At 52.2% G+C, this 18632-nt stretch carries 19 protein-coding genes; 15 read left to right on the forward strand and 4 right to left on the reverse strand.

Annotated features, from left to right (window positions below; genetic code table 11):
- Position 1 precedes the first annotated feature (1 nt).
- The 4 genes from NMUL_RS01440 to NMUL_RS01455 form a co-directional block, all read right to left on the reverse strand.
- Positions 2–616: a tetratricopeptide repeat protein gene (locus tag NMUL_RS01440; RefSeq protein WP_011379634.1), complete on the reverse strand. Its 615-nt coding sequence runs from the start codon at positions 614–616 to the stop codon at positions 2–4.
- A 241-nt stretch (positions 617–857) separates the two neighbouring features.
- A complete protein-coding gene (locus NMUL_RS01445; RefSeq protein ID WP_238529844.1) occupies positions 858–1784 on the reverse strand; it encodes a hydrolase 1, exosortase A system-associated in 927 nt (308 codons plus the stop codon).
- Positions 1733–2584 (reverse strand): hydrolase 2, exosortase A system-associated, encoded by an 852-nt coding sequence (locus tag NMUL_RS01450; protein WP_011379636.1) that lies wholly within the window; start codon positions 2582–2584, stop codon positions 1733–1735. The genes NMUL_RS01445 and NMUL_RS01450 overlap by 52 nt, the downstream gene beginning before the upstream one ends.
- Entirely contained in the window at positions 2581–2832 is a 252-nt protein-coding gene (locus NMUL_RS01455; RefSeq protein WP_011379637.1) for an acyl carrier protein, read from the reverse strand. The genes NMUL_RS01450 and NMUL_RS01455 overlap by 4 nt, the downstream gene beginning before the upstream one ends.
- A 403-nt stretch (positions 2833–3235) precedes the next feature.
- Here NMUL_RS01455 and NMUL_RS01465 point away from each other — a divergent pair, with 403 nt between their 5' ends.
- The 15 genes from NMUL_RS01465 (at position 3236) to NMUL_RS01535 (ending at position 18610) form a co-directional block, all read left to right on the forward strand.
- Positions 3236–4711 carry a PEP-CTERM sorting domain-containing protein gene (locus NMUL_RS01465; RefSeq protein ID WP_011379638.1) on the forward strand — a complete coding sequence of 492 codons (1476 nt, stop codon included), beginning with the start codon at positions 3236–3238 and terminating at the stop codon, positions 4709–4711.
- 522 nt (positions 4712–5233) lie between these two features.
- A complete protein-coding gene (locus NMUL_RS01470) occupies positions 5234–6355 on the forward strand; it encodes a glycosyltransferase family 2 protein (protein WP_011379639.1) in 1122 nt (373 codons plus the stop codon).
- Between the two features lie 297 nt (positions 6356–6652).
- Complete coding sequence (locus NMUL_RS01475) at positions 6653–7879, forward strand: ArnT family glycosyltransferase (RefSeq protein ID WP_238529845.1); 1227 nt, start codon at positions 6653–6655, stop codon at positions 7877–7879.
- Between the two features lie 206 nt (positions 7880–8085).
- Positions 8086–9036 carry a glycosyltransferase family 2 protein gene (locus NMUL_RS01480; protein WP_011379641.1) on the forward strand — a complete coding sequence of 317 codons (951 nt, stop codon included), beginning with the start codon at positions 8086–8088 and terminating at the stop codon, positions 9034–9036.
- Positions 9037–9133: 97 nt separating this feature from the next.
- Entirely contained in the window at positions 9134–9850 is a 717-nt protein-coding gene (locus NMUL_RS01485) for a class I SAM-dependent methyltransferase (protein ID WP_011379642.1), read from the forward strand.
- Between the two features lie 63 nt (positions 9851–9913).
- Positions 9914–10327 (forward strand): VOC family protein, encoded by a 414-nt coding sequence (locus tag NMUL_RS01490; protein WP_074772052.1) that lies wholly within the window; start codon positions 9914–9916, stop codon positions 10325–10327.
- 15 nt (positions 10328–10342) lie between these two features.
- Positions 10343–12121 carry an HAD-IIIC family phosphatase gene (locus NMUL_RS01495; protein ID WP_011379644.1) on the forward strand — a complete coding sequence of 593 codons (1779 nt, stop codon included), beginning with the start codon at positions 10343–10345 and terminating at the stop codon, positions 12119–12121.
- Between the two features lie 8 nt (positions 12122–12129).
- On the forward strand, positions 12130–12366 hold the full coding sequence (locus NMUL_RS01500; RefSeq protein ID WP_011379645.1) for an acyl carrier protein: 237 nt from the start codon (positions 12130–12132) through the stop codon (positions 12364–12366).
- Entirely contained in the window at positions 12363–13043 is a 681-nt protein-coding gene (locus NMUL_RS01505; RefSeq protein WP_011379646.1) for an acetyltransferase, read from the forward strand. The genes NMUL_RS01500 and NMUL_RS01505 overlap by 4 nt, the downstream gene beginning before the upstream one ends.
- Before the next feature lie 12 nt (positions 13044–13055).
- Complete coding sequence (locus tag NMUL_RS01510; RefSeq protein WP_011379647.1) at positions 13056–13784, forward strand: WbqC family protein; 729 nt, start codon at positions 13056–13058, stop codon at positions 13782–13784.
- The gene (locus tag NMUL_RS01515) at positions 13781–14146 is read left to right on the forward strand and encodes an EamA family transporter (protein WP_011379648.1); all 366 of its coding nucleotides are present in this window, start codon (positions 13781–13783) and stop codon (positions 14144–14146) included. Before NMUL_RS01510 ends, NMUL_RS01515 begins: the two co-directional genes overlap by 4 nt.
- Positions 14143–15021: a class I SAM-dependent methyltransferase gene (locus NMUL_RS01520; protein WP_011379649.1), complete on the forward strand. Its 879-nt coding sequence runs from the start codon at positions 14143–14145 to the stop codon at positions 15019–15021. The genes NMUL_RS01515 and NMUL_RS01520 overlap by 4 nt, the downstream gene beginning before the upstream one ends.
- Before the next feature lie 7 nt (positions 15022–15028).
- Positions 15029–16153: a dTDP-4-amino-4,6-dideoxygalactose transaminase gene (gene rffA / locus NMUL_RS01525; protein WP_011379650.1), complete on the forward strand. Its 1125-nt coding sequence runs from the start codon at positions 15029–15031 to the stop codon at positions 16151–16153.
- A gap of 130 nt (positions 16154–16283) precedes the next feature.
- Positions 16284–17501 carry a TIGR04063 family PEP-CTERM/XrtA system glycosyltransferase gene (locus NMUL_RS01530; protein WP_011379651.1) on the forward strand — a complete coding sequence of 406 codons (1218 nt, stop codon included), beginning with the start codon at positions 16284–16286 and terminating at the stop codon, positions 17499–17501.
- Positions 17498–18610 (forward strand): glycosyltransferase family 4 protein, encoded by a 1113-nt coding sequence (locus NMUL_RS01535; RefSeq protein WP_011379652.1) that lies wholly within the window; start codon positions 17498–17500, stop codon positions 18608–18610. The genes NMUL_RS01530 and NMUL_RS01535 overlap by 4 nt, the downstream gene beginning before the upstream one ends.
- Positions 18611–18632: the final 22 nt, after the last annotated feature.

Below are 18632 nucleotides of genomic sequence, written 5' to 3' on the forward strand. Positions count from 1 at the left end.
GCTATTCATCCCATTTTCCCGCTTGTTTCAATTGATTCTTCAAGCCCGGTAACGGAAATCCGAGTTCATACGCTTTCTTCGCATATGTTTTCGCCTGCTCGTAATTTTTCTGTTTCAAGTAGAGCAGGCCAAGATTGTAATTGATAGTAGGATTTTCCGGTTCAAGGTCAATGGCTATTCCCAGTTCCTCAGTCGCCTTGTCAGTTTGTCCAGCTTTCAGCAGATAATCGCCGTATACCATTCTTACTACCGCATCGTTTGGTTTGAATCGAATGGCGCGATCAAAAAAACATCCAACGGAATATTTTGCGCCAGCTGGTTTTAGAGTCTTGTCTCTCAATGAGAGCTTACTGAATGCGGCGAGAGCGCGATGATGGTTGGGGAACAACATAAGGGTATAACTTAAGTCCCCTCCGAGAGTTCCGGTATTTCCATGGCGCAAGCTTTCTATGTTTGAAGTAAAGTGATGTTGCTCAACAGTTCCCAAGAGTTGCTTATCCCCGCCTATATAGTCATGGACATTTATCAATTCTCCACAATAGGCAGAAGAGGTTGCATGAAGATCTGGCGCGATCAATGAAATAACCAATATCGCAATTCCGGGTATGACTTTCATTAGCGTTCCTTGCAATCAAGCTTACCTTGCTCTGTCGACTCTCTACCTCTGTCCAGCCTGTCTTGAGGGAAGGGAGATTCCCTTAATCCCCGGTTCGATTCGAACTTGAGGCCTCTTAAAACGATTTTAAATATTCTCGAGATAGAAGGAAGTGGTTGTCAAGTTCAACCAAGACACGAGGATTTTTTGAAAGTGGTTTTCTCCGAAATCGGTTGGCCGAAATGCCAATTCAAAGCGGTTTTTACCAGGAGTAAAGCCATTCTTTTGTCCAGCGCGCGATCTGATCGCGCCACTCCCGCCGGGAAAAGGTATGGTTGGCTTCTGGCAGGCTGAAGCGCGAAAAGTGTGGAGAAGCCAGCAGTTTTTTCCATTTTTGTGAACCTTTGACCAGCTCGGAAAACTCCTGAGCAGTCAGGTCATTGCCGCAGAGTATCAGGAGCACTCTTCCCTGGAAACGCTCAAGCCCTTGAAACATCCGTTCCGGCAAGGGAGCCGCTTCGCAACCGCTTTTGCAGTTATTCTTTGCAGCGGGAGGTGCAATTTCCCCTCTTTCGGCTACGACTGTACCAATAGTGCCGAAAAGTGATCTTGCAGACGCGGCATAGTTGAAATTTCCGCTCCATATTTTGCCCCAGAGTTCACGATCAAAAATGCGCGAAATGTAATAGTGCTTCAAATACGCTCTGGCAGAGCCTTCCTCCGTTCTTACCCATGGATTCAGCAGGACCAGTCCGGTCACGCGCGGGTCCTGATAAGCATAAAACAATGCAGCCGATGCTGCATCGCATAGTCCCAGAATAACCAGTTCGTTCAGGGAAGGGATTTCTGCGAAGAGACGATCTATTCCAGAGCGGACATCATCTTTCACGTTTTCAAAAGTCCTCGCGTCTCCCTCACTATCACCCATGCCGCGGAAATCAAAACGGAAGACCGGTATGCCATTCGCCGCCAAGTGGCGGGCAAGGAGGGTAAACTGGCGATGGCTTCCTGCGCGATATTGAGGTCCTCCAACGAGAATAAGAATACCCCTTGAAGCAGCCTGTTCAGGCAAGGTTAAAATACCGTAAAGGCAATCGCTCCCACAGCAAAAAACGATGGGACGCTCCTCATAATTCATCATGCGGCCAGTGCAAAAACGCTCGTCGTTGCCGATATCAGTTCGGCACATTCCGAGATTTCCTGGGTCGCCCAGAACGGCTGGCACGGTATGAGATGGACGTGGAGGTCGACACCCTTCTGCTTCCACTTCTCGGTTATCTTTGCCCCGGCAGAAGTCATGGAACGCCCCGGCTCAGGGATGATCTCGAACCAGTGGACGGCGCTTTTTCCAACGGCCAATTCAGCCGCCTTCAAGCCATCGATTGCATTTGCGAGTCCGGGTGCAAGCTCGTATCCCGCTATTTCCAGTGTTTCACCCTCTTCCATTTGCTTGCGCAACATAGCCGTTCCTGTCGATTTTTCCTCGGAGACGGTGGAGAATAGTTCACCTGCCATTCGCAATCGCAAGAACTGACTCAGGAAGGTTTCTCCGCTGATAACGGGTTGCCATAAAATGATGCGGTCAACGGCATTTGCTGCATCTTGTGCGAAGTCCAGGGCCAGCAGCGCGCCCAGGCGTAATCCCCACAAACTTACCGGAACGGCAAGGCGGCTCTCAAGCCAGAGTCGGGCGCGGGCCAGATCCTGCTTCCAGATGTCCCACCGGGCATCGCGAAACTCGCCACTGCTATCGCCACACCCAAAAAGATCCATTTGCAGCACTCCCCATCCAATCGCGGCGAAAGCTCTTGCCTGGACCGCGGCCATCCGCCGCGCTTTGTTCATTTCGTCGCCGAAGGGGTGTACATACAGAATGGTCCCCTGGCATTTCCTGCCTGGATGCGGCTGATGAAAAAGGCAGAAACGCTGTCCCAACTCGGTTTGCAAAAAGAAAGGCTCTGCATGAATCGAGCCGGGATCCATTTTCATTCCGCCAGCTTCTGCTCGACGAATTGGGTCAGGCTGCCGACAGTTTCGAAAGTTTTTGCACTGATCTCATCATCGTCAACCGTGATGTCGAAGTGGTCCTCGAGAGCGGTGATTACATTGACGACAGCCATTGAATCCAGTTCGGGAATGGCCCCAAGCAAGGGGGAATCCGCATTGAGCGAATTTCTTCTTTCCCCGAGGCTCAATACGTCAGATAGGATGTTTCTCACTTCTTCAATATGCTGCATATTTACTCCGCGCTGTTTATTTTTGAGGAGACGTCATTGCTGCAATCCCTGAGTATCAAGATGAAGTTTTCAAAATGAACCGGAGGTGCGAAGGCAAATGAAAATAGGATAAGGGCTGCGAGACGGCGCACTTCATCTTTCCGAAGATGACAACCCGCGGTGGTAGTGCAAGCGTTTATAAAGCGCTGCTCCTTCAGCATAGGCTGGCTGGACAGCGATACAAATTCCCTTCCTGTCACTGTTTTTGCTGCTTCCGCCGGTAATTTTGCCGTCCTGGATAAAAATCCGCTAATGGTACTACAAGTCGCGGGACGTTACTTCCCGAAGGTAAAAATCACTTTACTTTTCAATGGATTTTCTTGTAACCTTCGAACGTCTTGTCTTTTATCAGGGAAACAATAACATGAAAAAACTGAAGGAATTCAGGAAGCTGAAGTCGGGGGAGGATTCAGCGGGCTCGAGCAATGTTCGCCCGGCTGGTCCGATTCTTCCTGTTTTATTCGTCGCCGCTTCTTTCCCGGTTTGTATGGGACAAGTAAACGCCGAAACCTCGTTCGAACGGTTATCGTCCTTGCTGGCAGGAACGCCGCAAGGCGGGTGGGTCAAGGCGAGCACCAACTTATTTTCCGATGCATGGGCAACGGGAGCAGATGCAGCTCCTGGCCCGACGAGCGCGGTTGTTCGTGCATGGAGTTCATTTGCCTGGGATTCCGCTCGCGGAGATCTGCTGTTATGGGGCGGCGGCCACGGGAATTACGTGGGCAACGAAATGTATGTGTGGGACGGCGCTACGGGGAGTTGGGGCCGAGGTTCCTTAGCCAGCAGAATAGATTCGAAGGGTTTTATTGTCGACAATGCTGCGCCTCAATCCGCCCATACCTATGACAATAATGTCTATCTTCCGGCAAATGATATGTTCCTTACATTCGGGGGGGCTGCAGCGCCAGGCGGCGGCGCGTTCCTCCAAACGGATGGAACTAATGTGAGCGTGGCGGGACCTTTTATGTGGGATCCAAGAAAGGCTGATCCGAACAAGGTGGGGGGTACTACCGGCTCGGGCTGGAATACGACCCATATAGCGCAAGGGGGCAATATGTGGCTCGACCGACACGTATCGACGGCGACCCATATTGACGGTACAACGGCTTATCGCATGGAAAACGGTAAAGACGTCGTTTATGTCACAGCGGATATGGCAGCCTCGGGTTTTCCTTCGCTTTACCGCTATACGGCGGGGGACGTGAGGAGTGGCGGCCAGGATACCTGGGAAAGAGTTGGCCGCTCATGGAACACGGTGGGGTACCAGGGCGCTGGAACAATTGATACAGACCACAATCTCTACATCCGAACCGCCAGCCCGCGGCCCAGCTATGCGTCCGATCTGACAATATGGGATCTGGACAATGCCAATCCCGATCACAACTGGGATATCGGAATAAACCTGGTAAAGGCGGATGGCAGCGACTTTGTGATGACGCCGTATTTCGGTATCGATTATGATTCTGCCAACAACTCGATCGTGCTTTGGGATGGCCGCGACGGCGGAGGAACAGTCTGGTCAGCCAATGTCCTTACAGATGCCGATGGCAACATTGGTTCCCATACTACCTGGGTGGTTCATGAGATAGAAAGCGCTACCGGGGATCATCCTCTCGGCAATCATGAGACGGGAGTTCTTGGCAAATGGAAATATGATCCCACGCTTGGGGCATTCATAGCGCTCGATGAGGCCGCAAAAACGGCCGATGGCAAGTGGGATGCCGCTGTGTGGTTATACAAACCGGTTGCGGGGCCCGTTCCTGAACCTCAGGCATACGCACTCTTACTTGCAGGACTCGGACTTATTGGGTGGGCTGTCCGTGGTCGGCGCGCAGGTTGACTGCTGGCATGGCGACAAACAACTACGGATAACGAGTTTTCTCTCCGCACCAGGAACCGCAGTATTTCGAATTCTGGATCCTTCCCCAACTATTCATGGATCATAGGGAAAGAGCATTGGATGGAGCGCTCGCGCCAGCAGTTCCTGGAAATGATGCCCGTCTTTCATGGGCGACTTCGAGGATTAAAGGGCATGCCATTTTCACTTATCCAGGGAAGAGCAGGAAGCCGGGAAGGCTTACTGGCAGGGATACTAATAATTAACTGATCTTCGGGCGTTAGCCCCCGAAACGAACGAAGGCATTCCCCGGTTATTGCGCGCCCGGGGAACTCCGGCCCAGGAACTTCGTTTTTACTGATTGCCTATGGATGATTGTGGATGATCCGCGTTGATAGCACTTGCAATGGAGTTTCCCACACAATCCTGAGAACCTTCAACCAGCCAAAGCCTCATAACTCCCCGCCCTTTTTGCACCAGAACCGCCCACCCAGTTAAGGAATTGTCTCTTTCCGTGGATACTCTATGGCAACTTTAAAAGTTGTAGTGATTTTGCCGACCTACAACGAGCGGGATAACATTGGCATCATGATTGATGCGCTAGAGGTTCAGGCTCGGGAGTTTCTTCATGATATGCACCTCCTTGTGGTGGATGACGATTCGCCCGACGGCACGGCGGAAGTGGTTCGGGCCAAGCAGACGGTATATCCGAATGTGCATTTGCTGAGGGGAAAGAAGGCAGGGTTGGGCGCCGCCTATATCCGCGGTATGATTCATGCCATGGATGAGCTTCATGCCGATGTCGTATTCGAGATGGATGCTGATTTTTCGCATAAACCCGAAGATGTACCTCGGCTTATGGCGGCACTCGATGGAGGCGCGGATTTTGTGATTGGCAGCCGTTATGTGAAGGGCGGCTCCATTCCCCAGGAATGGGGGTTTCTACGCCGCATGAATTCCCTGGGCGGTAATATCGTTGCACGCTACGTTGCCGGAATGTACAGAATTCGAGACTGCACAGCCGGTTTCAGGGCGATCAAAACGAATCTCCTCAGAAAAATCATTTTTGATGATCTTCGTGTTCAGGGATACGCTTTCCAGGTTGCACTGCTGCACAAGGCCGTATCTCTCGGTGCAGTCATAAAAGAAGTTCCCGTCGACTTCGTAGATCGTGCCAAGGGTGAGTCGAAGCTCGGAATTTCCGACATCATCGAGTTTATCCTGAACGCCTGGTGGATACGTCTCCACAGCTCAAAGACTTTTATCAAGTTCGCCATAGTAGGACTGTCCGGCGTTATTGTGAATCTTGGCGTGTTTACACTGCTTCTCCAGGCAAATGTAAATAAATATCTCGCTTCTCCTATCTCAATCGAAATATCGATTATCACGAACTTTCTGTTGAATAACTACTGGACCTTTCGCTGGCGCACGTCTCAAGATCACATCCGTGTCAAGGGTCTGAAGTTCAACATGGTTTCTCTCGTATCTCTGGGGGTGAGTTATTCCACTTTTGTAGTGCTATCCGTTCTGTTTCCTGATGTCTCTCCGGAGATTCACCAGCTTGTCGGTATTGCACCCGCCATGTTCATAAATTACTTTCTGAATTCTTATTGGACGTTCAAAAATACTCCTGCACCCAAGGATTGAGTAAACAGGAAGGGGTACCATTTCACCGCCGCTTGCAATTGTTTTCGGCTCTTTACTCAGGAGGACGTCATTAAGCTGAACGCAACCCGACCGGCTTTGCACCGATTTGTCGACATATCGGGTTTATCCTGGTTAAAAGTAGGCTAATTATCTGAATCTCCCGTTTTGAACACACTTCCAGATCCAGAAAGTAACATTGAGGGCATCCATCGCTTTCGACGCCGCCACAGAATTGCCGCTCCCTTGTTTCAGCTCCTCGATTCGCATGTTTTCCTGCCGGCGTGTTTCATACTTTTCGTGGCATTGCGCGTAGCCCTGATTTTCTTTGTGCCCGTTGAGATGACTTCCGATGCAAGCTGGTACTTCAACAGAGCGGTTGGCATAGCGAGCGGCGGCGGCTATTCGGAAGCGGGGTATCCGACAGCCTATTGGCCGGTTGGCTATCCCGGCTTTCTTGGTATCCTTTTCTATCTTTTCGGTCGGGATCAATTGGTAGGGCAGATAGCTAATTTGGTTATGGCAGCCCTCAGTTTTTTTCTGCAACTGGAGCTGACACGAAGAATTTTCCGGAGCGAAGCCGCTGCCCGCTTGGGCGTCCTCCTGCTTACCCTATATCCGAATCATGTAGCTTATACGTCTTTTATCTTAACCGAGGTTTACTTTACCTTTTTACTGCTTCTTGGCGTATACCTCTACATCACAAGGAGCCGATGGTTATGGATATGGGTTTGCGGCATTGTCTTCGGGCTGGCCGCGCTGACCAAACCGCAAGCAGTGTTCTTGCCTGGTCTGCTGGTGCTTTTTCACGTATTCAGCGCCGAGAGAAAGGATAGGCTGAGGCAGCACCTCATCAAGGGATTTGCAATCTATCTTGCTATGGCTATGGTGCTGGTCCCCTGGGCGGTGCGGAACACGATGATTTTCGGGGAGCTCGTCCTGATTTCCACTAACGGAGGGGCAACGCTCCTGACCGGAAATCATCCCACAGCCAGCGGAGGCTATGAGGAAAACGATCCGCTGGTGGCCCAGCGCAATTTCTCGGTTCAGGATCAGGTGGAATCTGACCGGCGCGCAAAGAAGCTGGCAACCGATTGGATAAGGGAAAACCCCGTGCGGTTTGTAGAGCTTATCCCTCTGAAGATATGGCATCTGTGGTCCAGAAATGGCGAAGCGGAGTGGGCCTATCAGGCGGGGTACCGGTACTATGAGCAGTATAGCGGCGCGTTCCGAACCATGAGGTGGATAAATCAGATCTTTTATGCTCTGCTGCTTGTGGGCTCGTTCGCGGCAGCTTTCCTGTTGATAAGGCATCCCGATAAAGTCGCTTGGCCGTGGGTGCTCGTGGGATACTGCCTGATGATTTACCTGACCTTGATATCGGTGGTCTTTTCCGGGCAACCCAGGTTTCATTTTCCGGCCATGCCATGGGCCATCATGTATGCAGCGTGGGCAGCCGTGATGATCACGGTGAATCAGACCCGGGAACGGTATGACGCCTACGTCTCCAGAACATCGGATTTCTAGAGCTGCAACCGTTTCCAGACGAACAGGCACGTGCTTGACGGATGCGCTCCGTCCGGTAAAGAGGCGGATAATTCCGATCTTTCCAGGTCTTCCCATTGCAATACGTCTTCACCTGGAAAAGTAAATTAAATCATCTCCACTTGAAGCTGTAATTAAGTAGAATTTGACCCGGGGCACCAGAAGATGAAGGAATCGGATCTGATCATATGCCATTGGAAATCAGCATTGTCTCCACCATGTACCGGTCGCGGCCGTTTCTTGACCGGTTCCTTGCCGAATCCCTGCAAGCCTTGTCTGCGATCAAGTGTGACCATTTTGAGATATTGCTCGTCAATGATGGCTCGCCGGATGAGTCCCTGGCTTACGCGCTCGAACGCCGGAGAGACATCCCGCAACTCGTGGTGGTTGATCTTGCGCGGAACTTTGGGCATCACGCTGCTATACAGGCTGGATTACGGCATGCACGGGGAAATCTCGTTTTTCTCATCGACTGCGACCTGGAGGTGTCGCCGCTGGTGCTGGCAGAGTTTTATTCCAAACTACGCGAGACCAAATCCGACGTCGTTTTTGGCTATCAGGACGTACGCAAAGGCGGGCGGTTCGAACAAATCAGCGGCGGTCTGTTCTGGAAGGGATTCAACCTGCTCAGCGATGTAAAGATTCCTGAAAACATTCTTACGGAACGGATCATGACGCGCCGTTACGTGGAAGCGCTACTGCAGATGGGCGACCGGAATCTTTTTCTCGGTGGTATGATGAGCTGGACAGGTTTTCAGCAGATCGGCCTGCCTGTCGTCAAGAAACAGCGTGAAGGCAGAAGCACATATACTCTCCTGCGACGTATCGGATTGATGATCAATGCAGTAAGTTCATTCTCCGCCCAGCCTCTGATCTGGCTGTTCAACATAGGCGTAGTGATTACCCTGCTGAGTTTCTCATTTGCATTCTATCTTGTATTGCGAAAGCTACTGTTTGACGACACCCTCATGGGTTTCACTTCAGTAATGACCATGATGATGCTCAGCCTCGGTATTCTCACCACGGCAATGGGCCTTGTTGGTATCTACCTGGGGAAGGTGTTCAATCAGGTGCAGAACCGTCCCAATTATATCGTGAGAAATATTTTTACCGCTGATGATCAACCTGCAACCGATTGACAGGACAGTAACGCGGCGTCCTTCTGATTTAGAATGAAGAGCAAGGGATAATTAAAAAGCTCGTGCTCCATTTCTGCTTAAATAAAGGAAGATATTCATGAGCCTGGAAAATGAGCAGGATCCAACCGCATATGATCGCACTTATGTCCTGGATAACCGGCTAACCCTACAGTGGTATCCCCAAAGAGTCGTTGCGATGGCGCAAACAGGCAGCATGTTGGAACTGGGCTTGGGGCATGGTTACTCCACCGAATATTTTGCAAAGACTTTTCAGCGCTACCAAGTGATTGAAGGCTCCCAGGAGATGATTGACCGTTTCAGAGAACACTTCGCAATCGAGGGCGTTGATATCGCGCAGGGGTATTTCGAGGATTTCGAGACTGACGAACGCTTTGATGCGATTGGCATGGGTTTTGTTCTGGAGCATGTGGACAATCCGGCTGCGATTATACGACGCTATGCGCAGTTCCTTTCTCCAGGCGGATCCATTTATATTGCCGTCCCGAACGCTGAATCCCTTCACCGGAGGCTGGGGCATGCTGCCGGCCTGCTTCCCGACATGTATGCTTTAAGTTCAGCCGATCTCGAATTCGGCCATAAGCGTTATTTCTCTCTGGAATCGCTGGTTGAAATGGTAGAGGGTGAGGGATTGGAGATACGCAAGGTTGAAGGCCTCTTGCTCAAGCCGATCACGACGCAACAGATACTCGATTTGAATCTCAGCGAAGCAATCTTGCAGGCCATGCTCAAAGTAGGCGTTGATTATCCCGAGCTATGCAACTCTTTACTGATCCAGGCGAGCAAGCTCCGCTAGCACAGGCGTCCAGCGCCATCATAAAAACCTGAACTGGCTGCGTAACAGGAAATGCAATTTTCAATGCAGGCGTTCGCTCTTCGCTTCCACCATTTTGGTCTGGCCAGCAGACGGCCGGAGCAGACGCTTAAGTTCCTCAAGGGGTTGGGCCATGAAGTGGCTAGGCAGGTCTACGACCCGCTGCAAAACGTGAATCTCTGGCTGTGCCCCCATTCTTCCATGCCTACTGTGGAGTTGGTCGCGCCTGCGGAGGGGCAGGGTCCCCTGGATGCAATCCTCACCCAAGCGAGCGAAAGCATTTACCATCTCTGTTATGAAACCGAAAATCTCAAAGCCAGTCTTGAAGCCTTGAAGGCAGGTGGATTCCGCGTAATTTGCGTATCACCTCCAAAACCTGCAATCCTCTTCGATGACAGACGGGTCAGCTTCTATATGATTAAGGATTTTGGCATAATCGAATTGCTGGAATCCCGTTGACGATATCGGAGAAAAGTGTTTACAGCAGTTTCCTCATTCCCCGGGGATATTCCCCCGACCCTGTCGGATCTTATCAGTACCTCCGATACCATGGATGCCGCAATGTCCTCTACGGCTCCCGCATATCGCTTCGGTTTCTTACGCAACGTAACGCTGGAAGGAATTGAGCCTTATCTGCGCTACCACATGTTGAGGATGGGACTGCGGCCTGAGCTGATCTTTGGAGGTTATGGATCCATCCGTCAGGATCTGATATTACCCGACTCACCCTTGGTCAAATATTGTCCAGATCTTCTAGTAACGGCGTTTATGCTTGAGGAATTGGATCCGCATTACGGTCTCCCCGGGTGGAACGCATCCCATTGCCGGGAGGAGTTGAGTACTATTTTTGACGCCTTGGCGGCCAGCGACGCCCCCACCATCAGCCTCAATACGTTCATCGTTCCCTTTCGCTCGGAGACTGGCACACTCATCGCGGCTCAGGACATTGCGAGCGAGGTCATCAGACTTAATGATTTTGTCCGGACCTTTGTCCGTGAGCACAGCCCGCGTTTCTGTATAATGGACTGGGACCGGCTTGCCCACCGTATTGGCGAGGCCGAGGCCATGGACTACCGGTACTGGTATATTTCCAAGGCCCCATTCAAACGATCCTTTCTCGATGCCCTGGCGCGGGAATTAACGAAAGTTGTGCTTGCCCTCAAGGGGCATACCAAGAAATGCCTGGTCCTGGATTGTGATAATACGCTTTGGGGCGGCGTTGTCGGAGAGGATGGCATTGAAGGTATCCATCTGGATGGTCATGATTATCCAGGGCGGGCGTATTACGATTTTCAGAAGACTGTCCTCCAATTGGCCGAACGTGGCGTATTAATAACGCTTTGTTCGAAGAACAACGAACAGGACGTGCTCGATGTCCTCGACAAGCATCCCTGGAGCCTGCTCAAGCGCAACCACCTGTCCGGCTTCCGGATCAACTGGGACGACAAGGCTGCCAACTTGGTCGAGTTGGCAAAGGAGCTGAATCTCGGTCTCGATGCTTTTGTATTCGTGGATGACAATCGGCGAGAGCTGGAATTAATACGACAGGTACTTCCTCAAGTGACAACCTTGCAAGTGCCGGACAGGCTCTATGAATACCCGGCATTGCTACAGCGAGATGGACTGTTCGATACGTTGATAACCAGCCAAGAGGATAAACTGCGAACCAGCCTTTATCAGACCGAAGCGCAGCGCAAAGCCGAACGAAATCAGCATCCGGATTTGGAGAGCTATCTTTTATCGTTGCAATTGGTGGTGAATATTCAAGTTGCAACCGACCGGGAGGCAATGCGGGTTGTACAGCTGACCCAGAAAACGAATCAGTTCAATTTAACGACCCGGCGCTATTCCGACCACGATATTGCACGGTTTCGCTCATCCAAGGACGCCTGTGTCTATACCTTATCCGCCAGCGACCGTTTTGGCTCTCTTGGATTGGTAGGCGTATTTATAGTCCAACGCCGCCAAGAGACCGCCGTGGTCGATTCCCTTTTGATGAGTTGCAGAGCGCTAGGCCGCCGCCTTGAGATAGCCTTTGTTCTGGAGTGCATGCGGCGTGTTGTAGCGGATTGGGGAATCCTCGCCTGGGAAGCAGAATACCTGTCCACAGCAAAGAACAGTCAAGTAGCGGATTTCTGGAGTACCCTTGGTTTTGCTCTGCTGGAACAAGCGGAAGGATACCGGCGCTATCGTTTGCAGGCCGCCATGCCAGAGATCGATCCACCGAGCTTTATTCATATTGAAAGAGAGTAGGCATTGATATGTCTGATATAGAGAATCGCACCCGTGACGTTATGGCGAAAGTCCTGCAAATCGCACCGCAAGATATCTCTCCGGACATTTCACGTAAGAATCTTCCCGCGTGGGACTCACTCAAGCACATGAATCTGATACTGGCCTTGGAGGAGGAATTCGGCATCGAGTTCAGTGACAAGGAAATAGCCGATCTAAACAGCCTGCACCTTTTAGTGGACGCTTTGCGGACCAAGCATTCATGAATGGTCAGTCCGATAGGCCTTTAGTCATCTTCGGCGTGGGAGAACTGGCCCAGCTGGCCTGCTATTACTTTACCCATGATAGCCCCCGCCGCGTCGCTGCTTTTACCGTAGACCGCACCCATTTCCGGGAAAATCAATGCATGGGGCTACCGGTGCTTGCCTTTGATGAGGTAGATACGCGCTATGCGCCCGAGGAATACGATATGTTTGTGGCCTTGGGCTATACCCGACTAAATCGGGCCAGAGCCGAAAAATGCGTGGAAGCCAAATCCCGTGGCTACCGGCTGGCGACATATGTCAGCAGTCGAAGCGTGACTTGGCCCGATCTGATCGTCGGCGAGAACTGTTTCATCATGGAGGGAAACGTAATTCAGCCCTTCGTGCGAATAGGCAACAATGTCATCATCTGGTGCGGCAGTCTTGTCAGTCATCACGTCGAAATTGACGACCATTGCTTCATCGCTGCTCACGCAGTCATCTCGGGTCATGTAAAGATAGGTGCTCACAGCTTCATCGGTGTAAACGCAACCCTACGCGACAAGATAACTCTGGCGGAGCGCACTCTGCTCGGTGCGGGTGCTCTGGTCACCGCCAGTACTGACGAGAATACCGCGTACCTCACTGCACCCAGCCAGGAAGCTGGCGTACCCAGCCATCGGCTGCAATCCTTGCTCTAGCAGAGCCATATCATGCAAGCCAGGCACAATAAAGTTGCCATCCTGCAATCCAATTACATCCCCTGGAAAGGCTACTTCGATCTCATTCACGACGTCGACCTGTTCATTTTCTACGACGACGTGCAGTACACCTTGAGAGACTGGCGCAACCGAAACAGGATCAAAACTCCCCGCGGGGTGGACTGGCTAACGGTGCCTACCAACGGTACCCGGCAGCATTTGATCTGCGAAGTCGAGTTTACCGACCCAAGGTGGCAATCGAAACATTGGGAAACATTGCGGCACAACTATGGAAAGACGCCTTATTTCGAACGCTACCGGCCGTTTTTCGAGGATGTCTATCTGGGCAGGCGATGGGACCATCTCTCTCAGCTGAATCAATATCTCATCGAACAAATTTCGCATCAATTCCTGGGCATTACCACGATTTTTGCAGATTCGCGCCGTTATAGAGCCACAGGGGAAAAACAGGCGCGCATAGTCGATCTGCTAACCAAGGCGGCTGCCTCGCTTTACGTTTCGGGGCCAGCTGCCAGGAGCTATATCGATGAAGCGCATTTTTCCCGGATCGGCATCGAACTGGTGTGGAAGGATTATGGCGGCTACCCGGAATATCCGCAATCTCACCCTCCCTTTGAACATGCCGTTACCATATTGGATTTACTGTTTCATACCGGACCGGAGGCGCCCTATTACATATGGGGATGGCGCGCCAACGTCGACTCAAACAACGATAAATGATAAGTTATTTTTATATTTTTCTTACGATTGTCTTTACCGTTTACGGACAAATCGTGCTTAAGTGGCAGGTCATCGGTGCCGGTGAATTTCCAGCGAGCGCGTCGGACAAGATATTGTTTTTGGCCCGGCTCGTGCTCAATCCCTGGGTCATCAGCGGTTTCCTGGCTGCATTCCTTGCATCGCTGACCTGGATGGCAGCAATGACTAAGCTGGAGCTGAGCCATGGTTACCCTTTCATGAGCCTCAATTTCGTATTTGTAATTGTTTTGAGCAATCTGCTGTTCCATGAAGCGATCACGATGCCGAAAATGCTCGGTCTGGGTTTGATTATCCTCGGCATCGCAGTCGGGAGCCGGGGTTGAAAATCTGCTTGTCATGCAGCGCCAGATTTACCGATTCCGGGTGGCGATGTCCCGTTTGCTTCTCGACCCCCGAGCAGGTGGATGGGTTTCTCAGTTTTGCGCCAGCACAGGCGAAATCTGATGAAGGATTTCAGCCGCATCACTTCAATGAGCTGGCGCAAGCAGAAGCGGAGCACTTCTGGTTTCGTTCGCGCAATCGACTCATCATATGGGCGTTACATCGTTTTTTCCCGGATGCCAGGAAATTTCTTGAAATCGGTTGCGGAACAGGATTTGTGCTGTCGGGCATAGCACAGGACAATCCCCGTCTCGAAATCAGTGGAAGCGAGATTCATTCGGCGGGCTTGAGTCACGCGGCAGATCGCGCAAGGAACGCCACACTGTTTCAAATGGATGCCCGCGATATTCCTTTTGATAGCGAATTCGATGTCATCGGTGCTTTTGATGTGCTTGAACACATTGAGGAAGACTCGCAGGTATTGTTGCAAATGTTTCGCGCCATCTCACCCGGGGGAGGTATGATTGTCACCGTGCCCCAACACCGTTTCCTGTGGAGTCAGCAGGATGAGCATGCGTGTCATGTTCGACGCTATGAAGCTCAGGAACTGCAGGATAAGGTGGAAAAGGCGGGATTTCGGGTGGAAAAGGCGACATCGTTTGTATCGCTGCTGTTACCTCTGATGTTCATATCGCGATTGTCCAAACGCAAACCTGTCGAGAACTATGACCCGACACAGGAGTTCAGGATCAAAAAATGGGTAAACACGATTCTCGAGGGAATCCTTGATCTGGAACGTCTGATGATTCGCGGGCGAGTCTCATTTCCGATGGGCGGGTCGCGATTGCTGATTGCCCGAAAACCAGCAGGGGCGTAATCACCATATGCAAATACCGTTCAACAAACCCTATATGACCGGGAAGGAGCTATGGTATGTCAGCCAGGCTCATGCGAACGGACATCTGGCCGGCGACGGGGTTTTCACGAAGAAATGCAATGCGTGGCTGGAACGCCGGATCGGGTGTAAAAAAGCGTTGCTGACGCATTCCTGCACGGCTGCGCTGGAGATGGCGGCCATTCTTGCGCAGATCGGACCCGGCGATGAGGTCATCATGCCTTCCTATACTTTCGTCTCCACCGCCAATGCGTTCGCATTGAGAGGGGGCGTGCCTGTATTCGTGGACATCCGGCCTGATACATTCAATATCGACGAAACCCTGATCGAGGCTGCCATCACCCCGAAAACCAAAGCGATCGTTGCTGTTCACTACGCGGGAGTGGGATGCGAGATGGATGCCATCATGTCCATCGCCGAACGGTATGGTTTGTTCGTGATCGAGGATGCAGCCCAGGGTCTTATGTCAACCTACAAGGGCAGACCGCTGGGCAGTATCGGCCATCTCGCAGCGCTGAGCTTCCACGAGACCAAGAACATCATTTCCGGGGAAGGGGGAGCTCTGCTGGTGAACGACGCACGCTTTGCGGAGCAAGCGGAAATAATCAGGGAAAAAGGTACCAATCGCAGTCAGTTTTTTCGTGGGCAGGTGGATAAGTATACCTGGGTGGATTTCGGCTCATCCTATCTTCCCAGTGAACTCATTGCTGCCTTTCTCTGGGCTCAGATAGAGGAGGCGGATGCAATCACGCAACGCCGTCTCGATATCTGGGACGTCTACCACGCTAATTTCGAACTTTTGGAAAAACAGGGGAAGATCCATCGTCCGACCATTCCTTCTGATTGCATGCACAACGCCCATATGTACTATCTCCTGTTGCCCGACCTGGACAGGCGCACCGCTTTCATCAACGCTCTCCGGCAGAAGGGAATAGGAACAGTTTTTCATTACGTTCCTCTTGACAGCTCTCCCATGGGGGAAAAGTGGGGCCGCAAGTCAGGCGCATTAACGCGGACACGAGAGTTGAGCGACCGGCTGGTCAGGCTGCCGCTATGGCTGGGCCTGGAGGAATACCAGAACGAAGTCATTCAGCATGTCGCGGCCGAGTTATGAAAAAGTCACGTTCCAGTTTCCATATTCTTTGCATAAGTCATCTGGCGCGGCTTCCTATATGTTCCTGACTGGAGTTTCGCGTAAATCTTCCGTTAAGCCATGCTGGACCTGACCGCACTGCAAAAAATTGATGCGAATTCTGCATATCCTTGATCACTCCATTCCCCTGCACAGCGGCTACACTTTCCGAACGCTTTCGATTCTGAATGAACAACGGAACCTGGGGTGGGAAACCTTTCATCTGACCGGATCGAAGCAGGAAAATTGCAGTGTGCTGGAAGAGTGCGTGGAAGGATGGCATTTTTATCGTACCCCAGCCCCGTCAGGACTGAGGGCACGGCTGCCCGTCTTGAATCAGCTGGCTGTCATGGAGGCTCTTACCCATCGCCTGACTGAGGTGGTCAAGATTGTCGAACCGGATATCCTGCACGCGCATTCTCCAGTCCTGAACGCTTTGCCTGCCTTGCGCGTGGGGCGGAGATCGGGTATTCCTGTCGTCTACGAAGTCCGGGCATTCTGGGAAGATGCGGCCGTAGATCACGGCACTCATCGCGAATGGGGCGCACGATATCGTCTCACCCGTGAGCTGGAGAGTTACGCGTTAAGGCATGTTGATGCAGTAACCACGATTTGTGAGGGGCTGCGCGGCGACATCCTCAAGCGGGGTATTCCGTCAGAAAAGGTAACTGTCATTCCCAATGCGGTCAATCTCGAAACTTTCAGGATGAGCGAGCGCGGGGATTTGCAACTTGCAAACGCACTCGGGATGGAGGGCAAGGTGTTGCTCGGCTTCATCGGCTCGTTTTACGCGTATGAAGGATTGACTGTACTGCTCAACGCACTGCCCCGTATGTTAGCGGCAAATCCCGACATCCGCATTCTTCTGGTGGGAGGAGGGCCTCAGGAAGACGAATTAAAATCTCTTACAGCCCGGAGGGGTCTGCAAGGCAAGGTTATTTTCACGGGCCGCGTTCCCCATGATCAGGTTCGGCGCTATTACAATCTGATCGATATTCTCGTTTATCCGAGATTGCCCATGCGCCTTACAGACCTGGTCACGCCCCTCAAGCCGCTGGAGGCCATGGCGCAAGGAAGGCTCGTTGCCGCTTCAGATGTAGGCGGACATCTCGAGCTCATCCAGGATGGAAAAACCGGAGTGCTTTTCAAGGCTGGCGATTCCGACGCCTTGGCAGCCCGGATATTGAATCTCATATCCAGCACCGATACCTGGGATACCCTTCGGGCCGGGGCGCGCGATTTTGTCGAAACCCAGCGCAACTGGGCTGGCAGCGTGGCCGGCTATAAGGAGATCTATCGCACTCTCCTTTCAAGGAAAGCATCGTCATGAAAGCTGGCTTGCGCATTGGATTGGTCGGGCCTCTGCCTCCTCCTTCAGGGGGAATGGCCAACCAGACGTTGCAGTTGGCAGGACTCCTGCGAGAAGAGCATGTTGAGGTGGAGCTGATTCAGGTCAATCGTCCCTACCGGCCTGGCTGGATTGGAAGATTCAAGGGGATCAGGGCGGGCTTCCGCCTGCTGTCCTATGTCAGCCAACTGTGGCTTTCCGCCGGCAGAGTTCAATTATTTCACGTGATGGCCAATTCCGGCTGGTCGTGGCACTTGTTTGCTGCTCCCGCCATCTGGATTGCACGGCTCAGGGGTAAGCCGGTGATTATCAATTATCGGGGAGGCGAGGCGGACTCCTTCTTTGATAAAGCCTTTTCGTGGGTAAAGCCGAGCTTGTCAAGAGCAAATGCAATTATCGTTCCTTCCGGGTTTCTGGAAGGGGTTTTCGGCAAACGCGGCTTTTCGGCCAGTATCGTTCCCAATATCATCGACCTGAGCCGCTTCGGAGCAGGAATGCGGTCCGATACCTCCACGGTGGAAGCCGGACCTGACTCTCCCCATATCATCGTCACCCGCAATCTGGAGCCGATTTACGACAATGAGACTGCACTGCGCGCCTTTCACATCGTAAGACGCTCCTTCCCCGCTGCGAAGCTCACCTTGGCCGGATCCGGCCCGGAGCGGCACACGTTGGAGCAACTTGCCTTCGCATTGGGCATAGGGGGGGCCGTGACATTCACCGGGCGCGTGGACAACGAAGGCATGGCTGCAATCTATCGCAGCGCGAGTGTGATGCTCAATCCGAGCCTCGCCGATAATATGCCTATATCGATACTTGAAGCTTTGGCAAGCGGCGTCCCGGTGGTGAGTACGAACGTGGGGGGTGTCCCCTATCTCGTTGAGCATGAAAAGAACGCCTTGCTCGTACCCGCGCGCGACCCCCAGGCGATGGCCAATGCAGTTCTGCGGCTGCTCAATGATGCAGCCAGGACCCGGCGTCTGATCGAGGCGGGTATGGAATGCGTGCAGCGCTACACCTGGCCGAACGTGCGCGTCCCCCTGTTCCGTGTCTATGAGCAGGTTCTTGCCGCACCAGACAGATCCTGTTGAGTGACGCTGAAAGCTTTGATAA

The organism is Nitrosospira multiformis ATCC 25196 (genome assembly GCF_000196355.1).
In the GTDB taxonomy this organism is placed as follows: domain Bacteria; phylum Pseudomonadota; class Gammaproteobacteria; order Burkholderiales; family Nitrosomonadaceae; genus Nitrosospira; species Nitrosospira multiformis.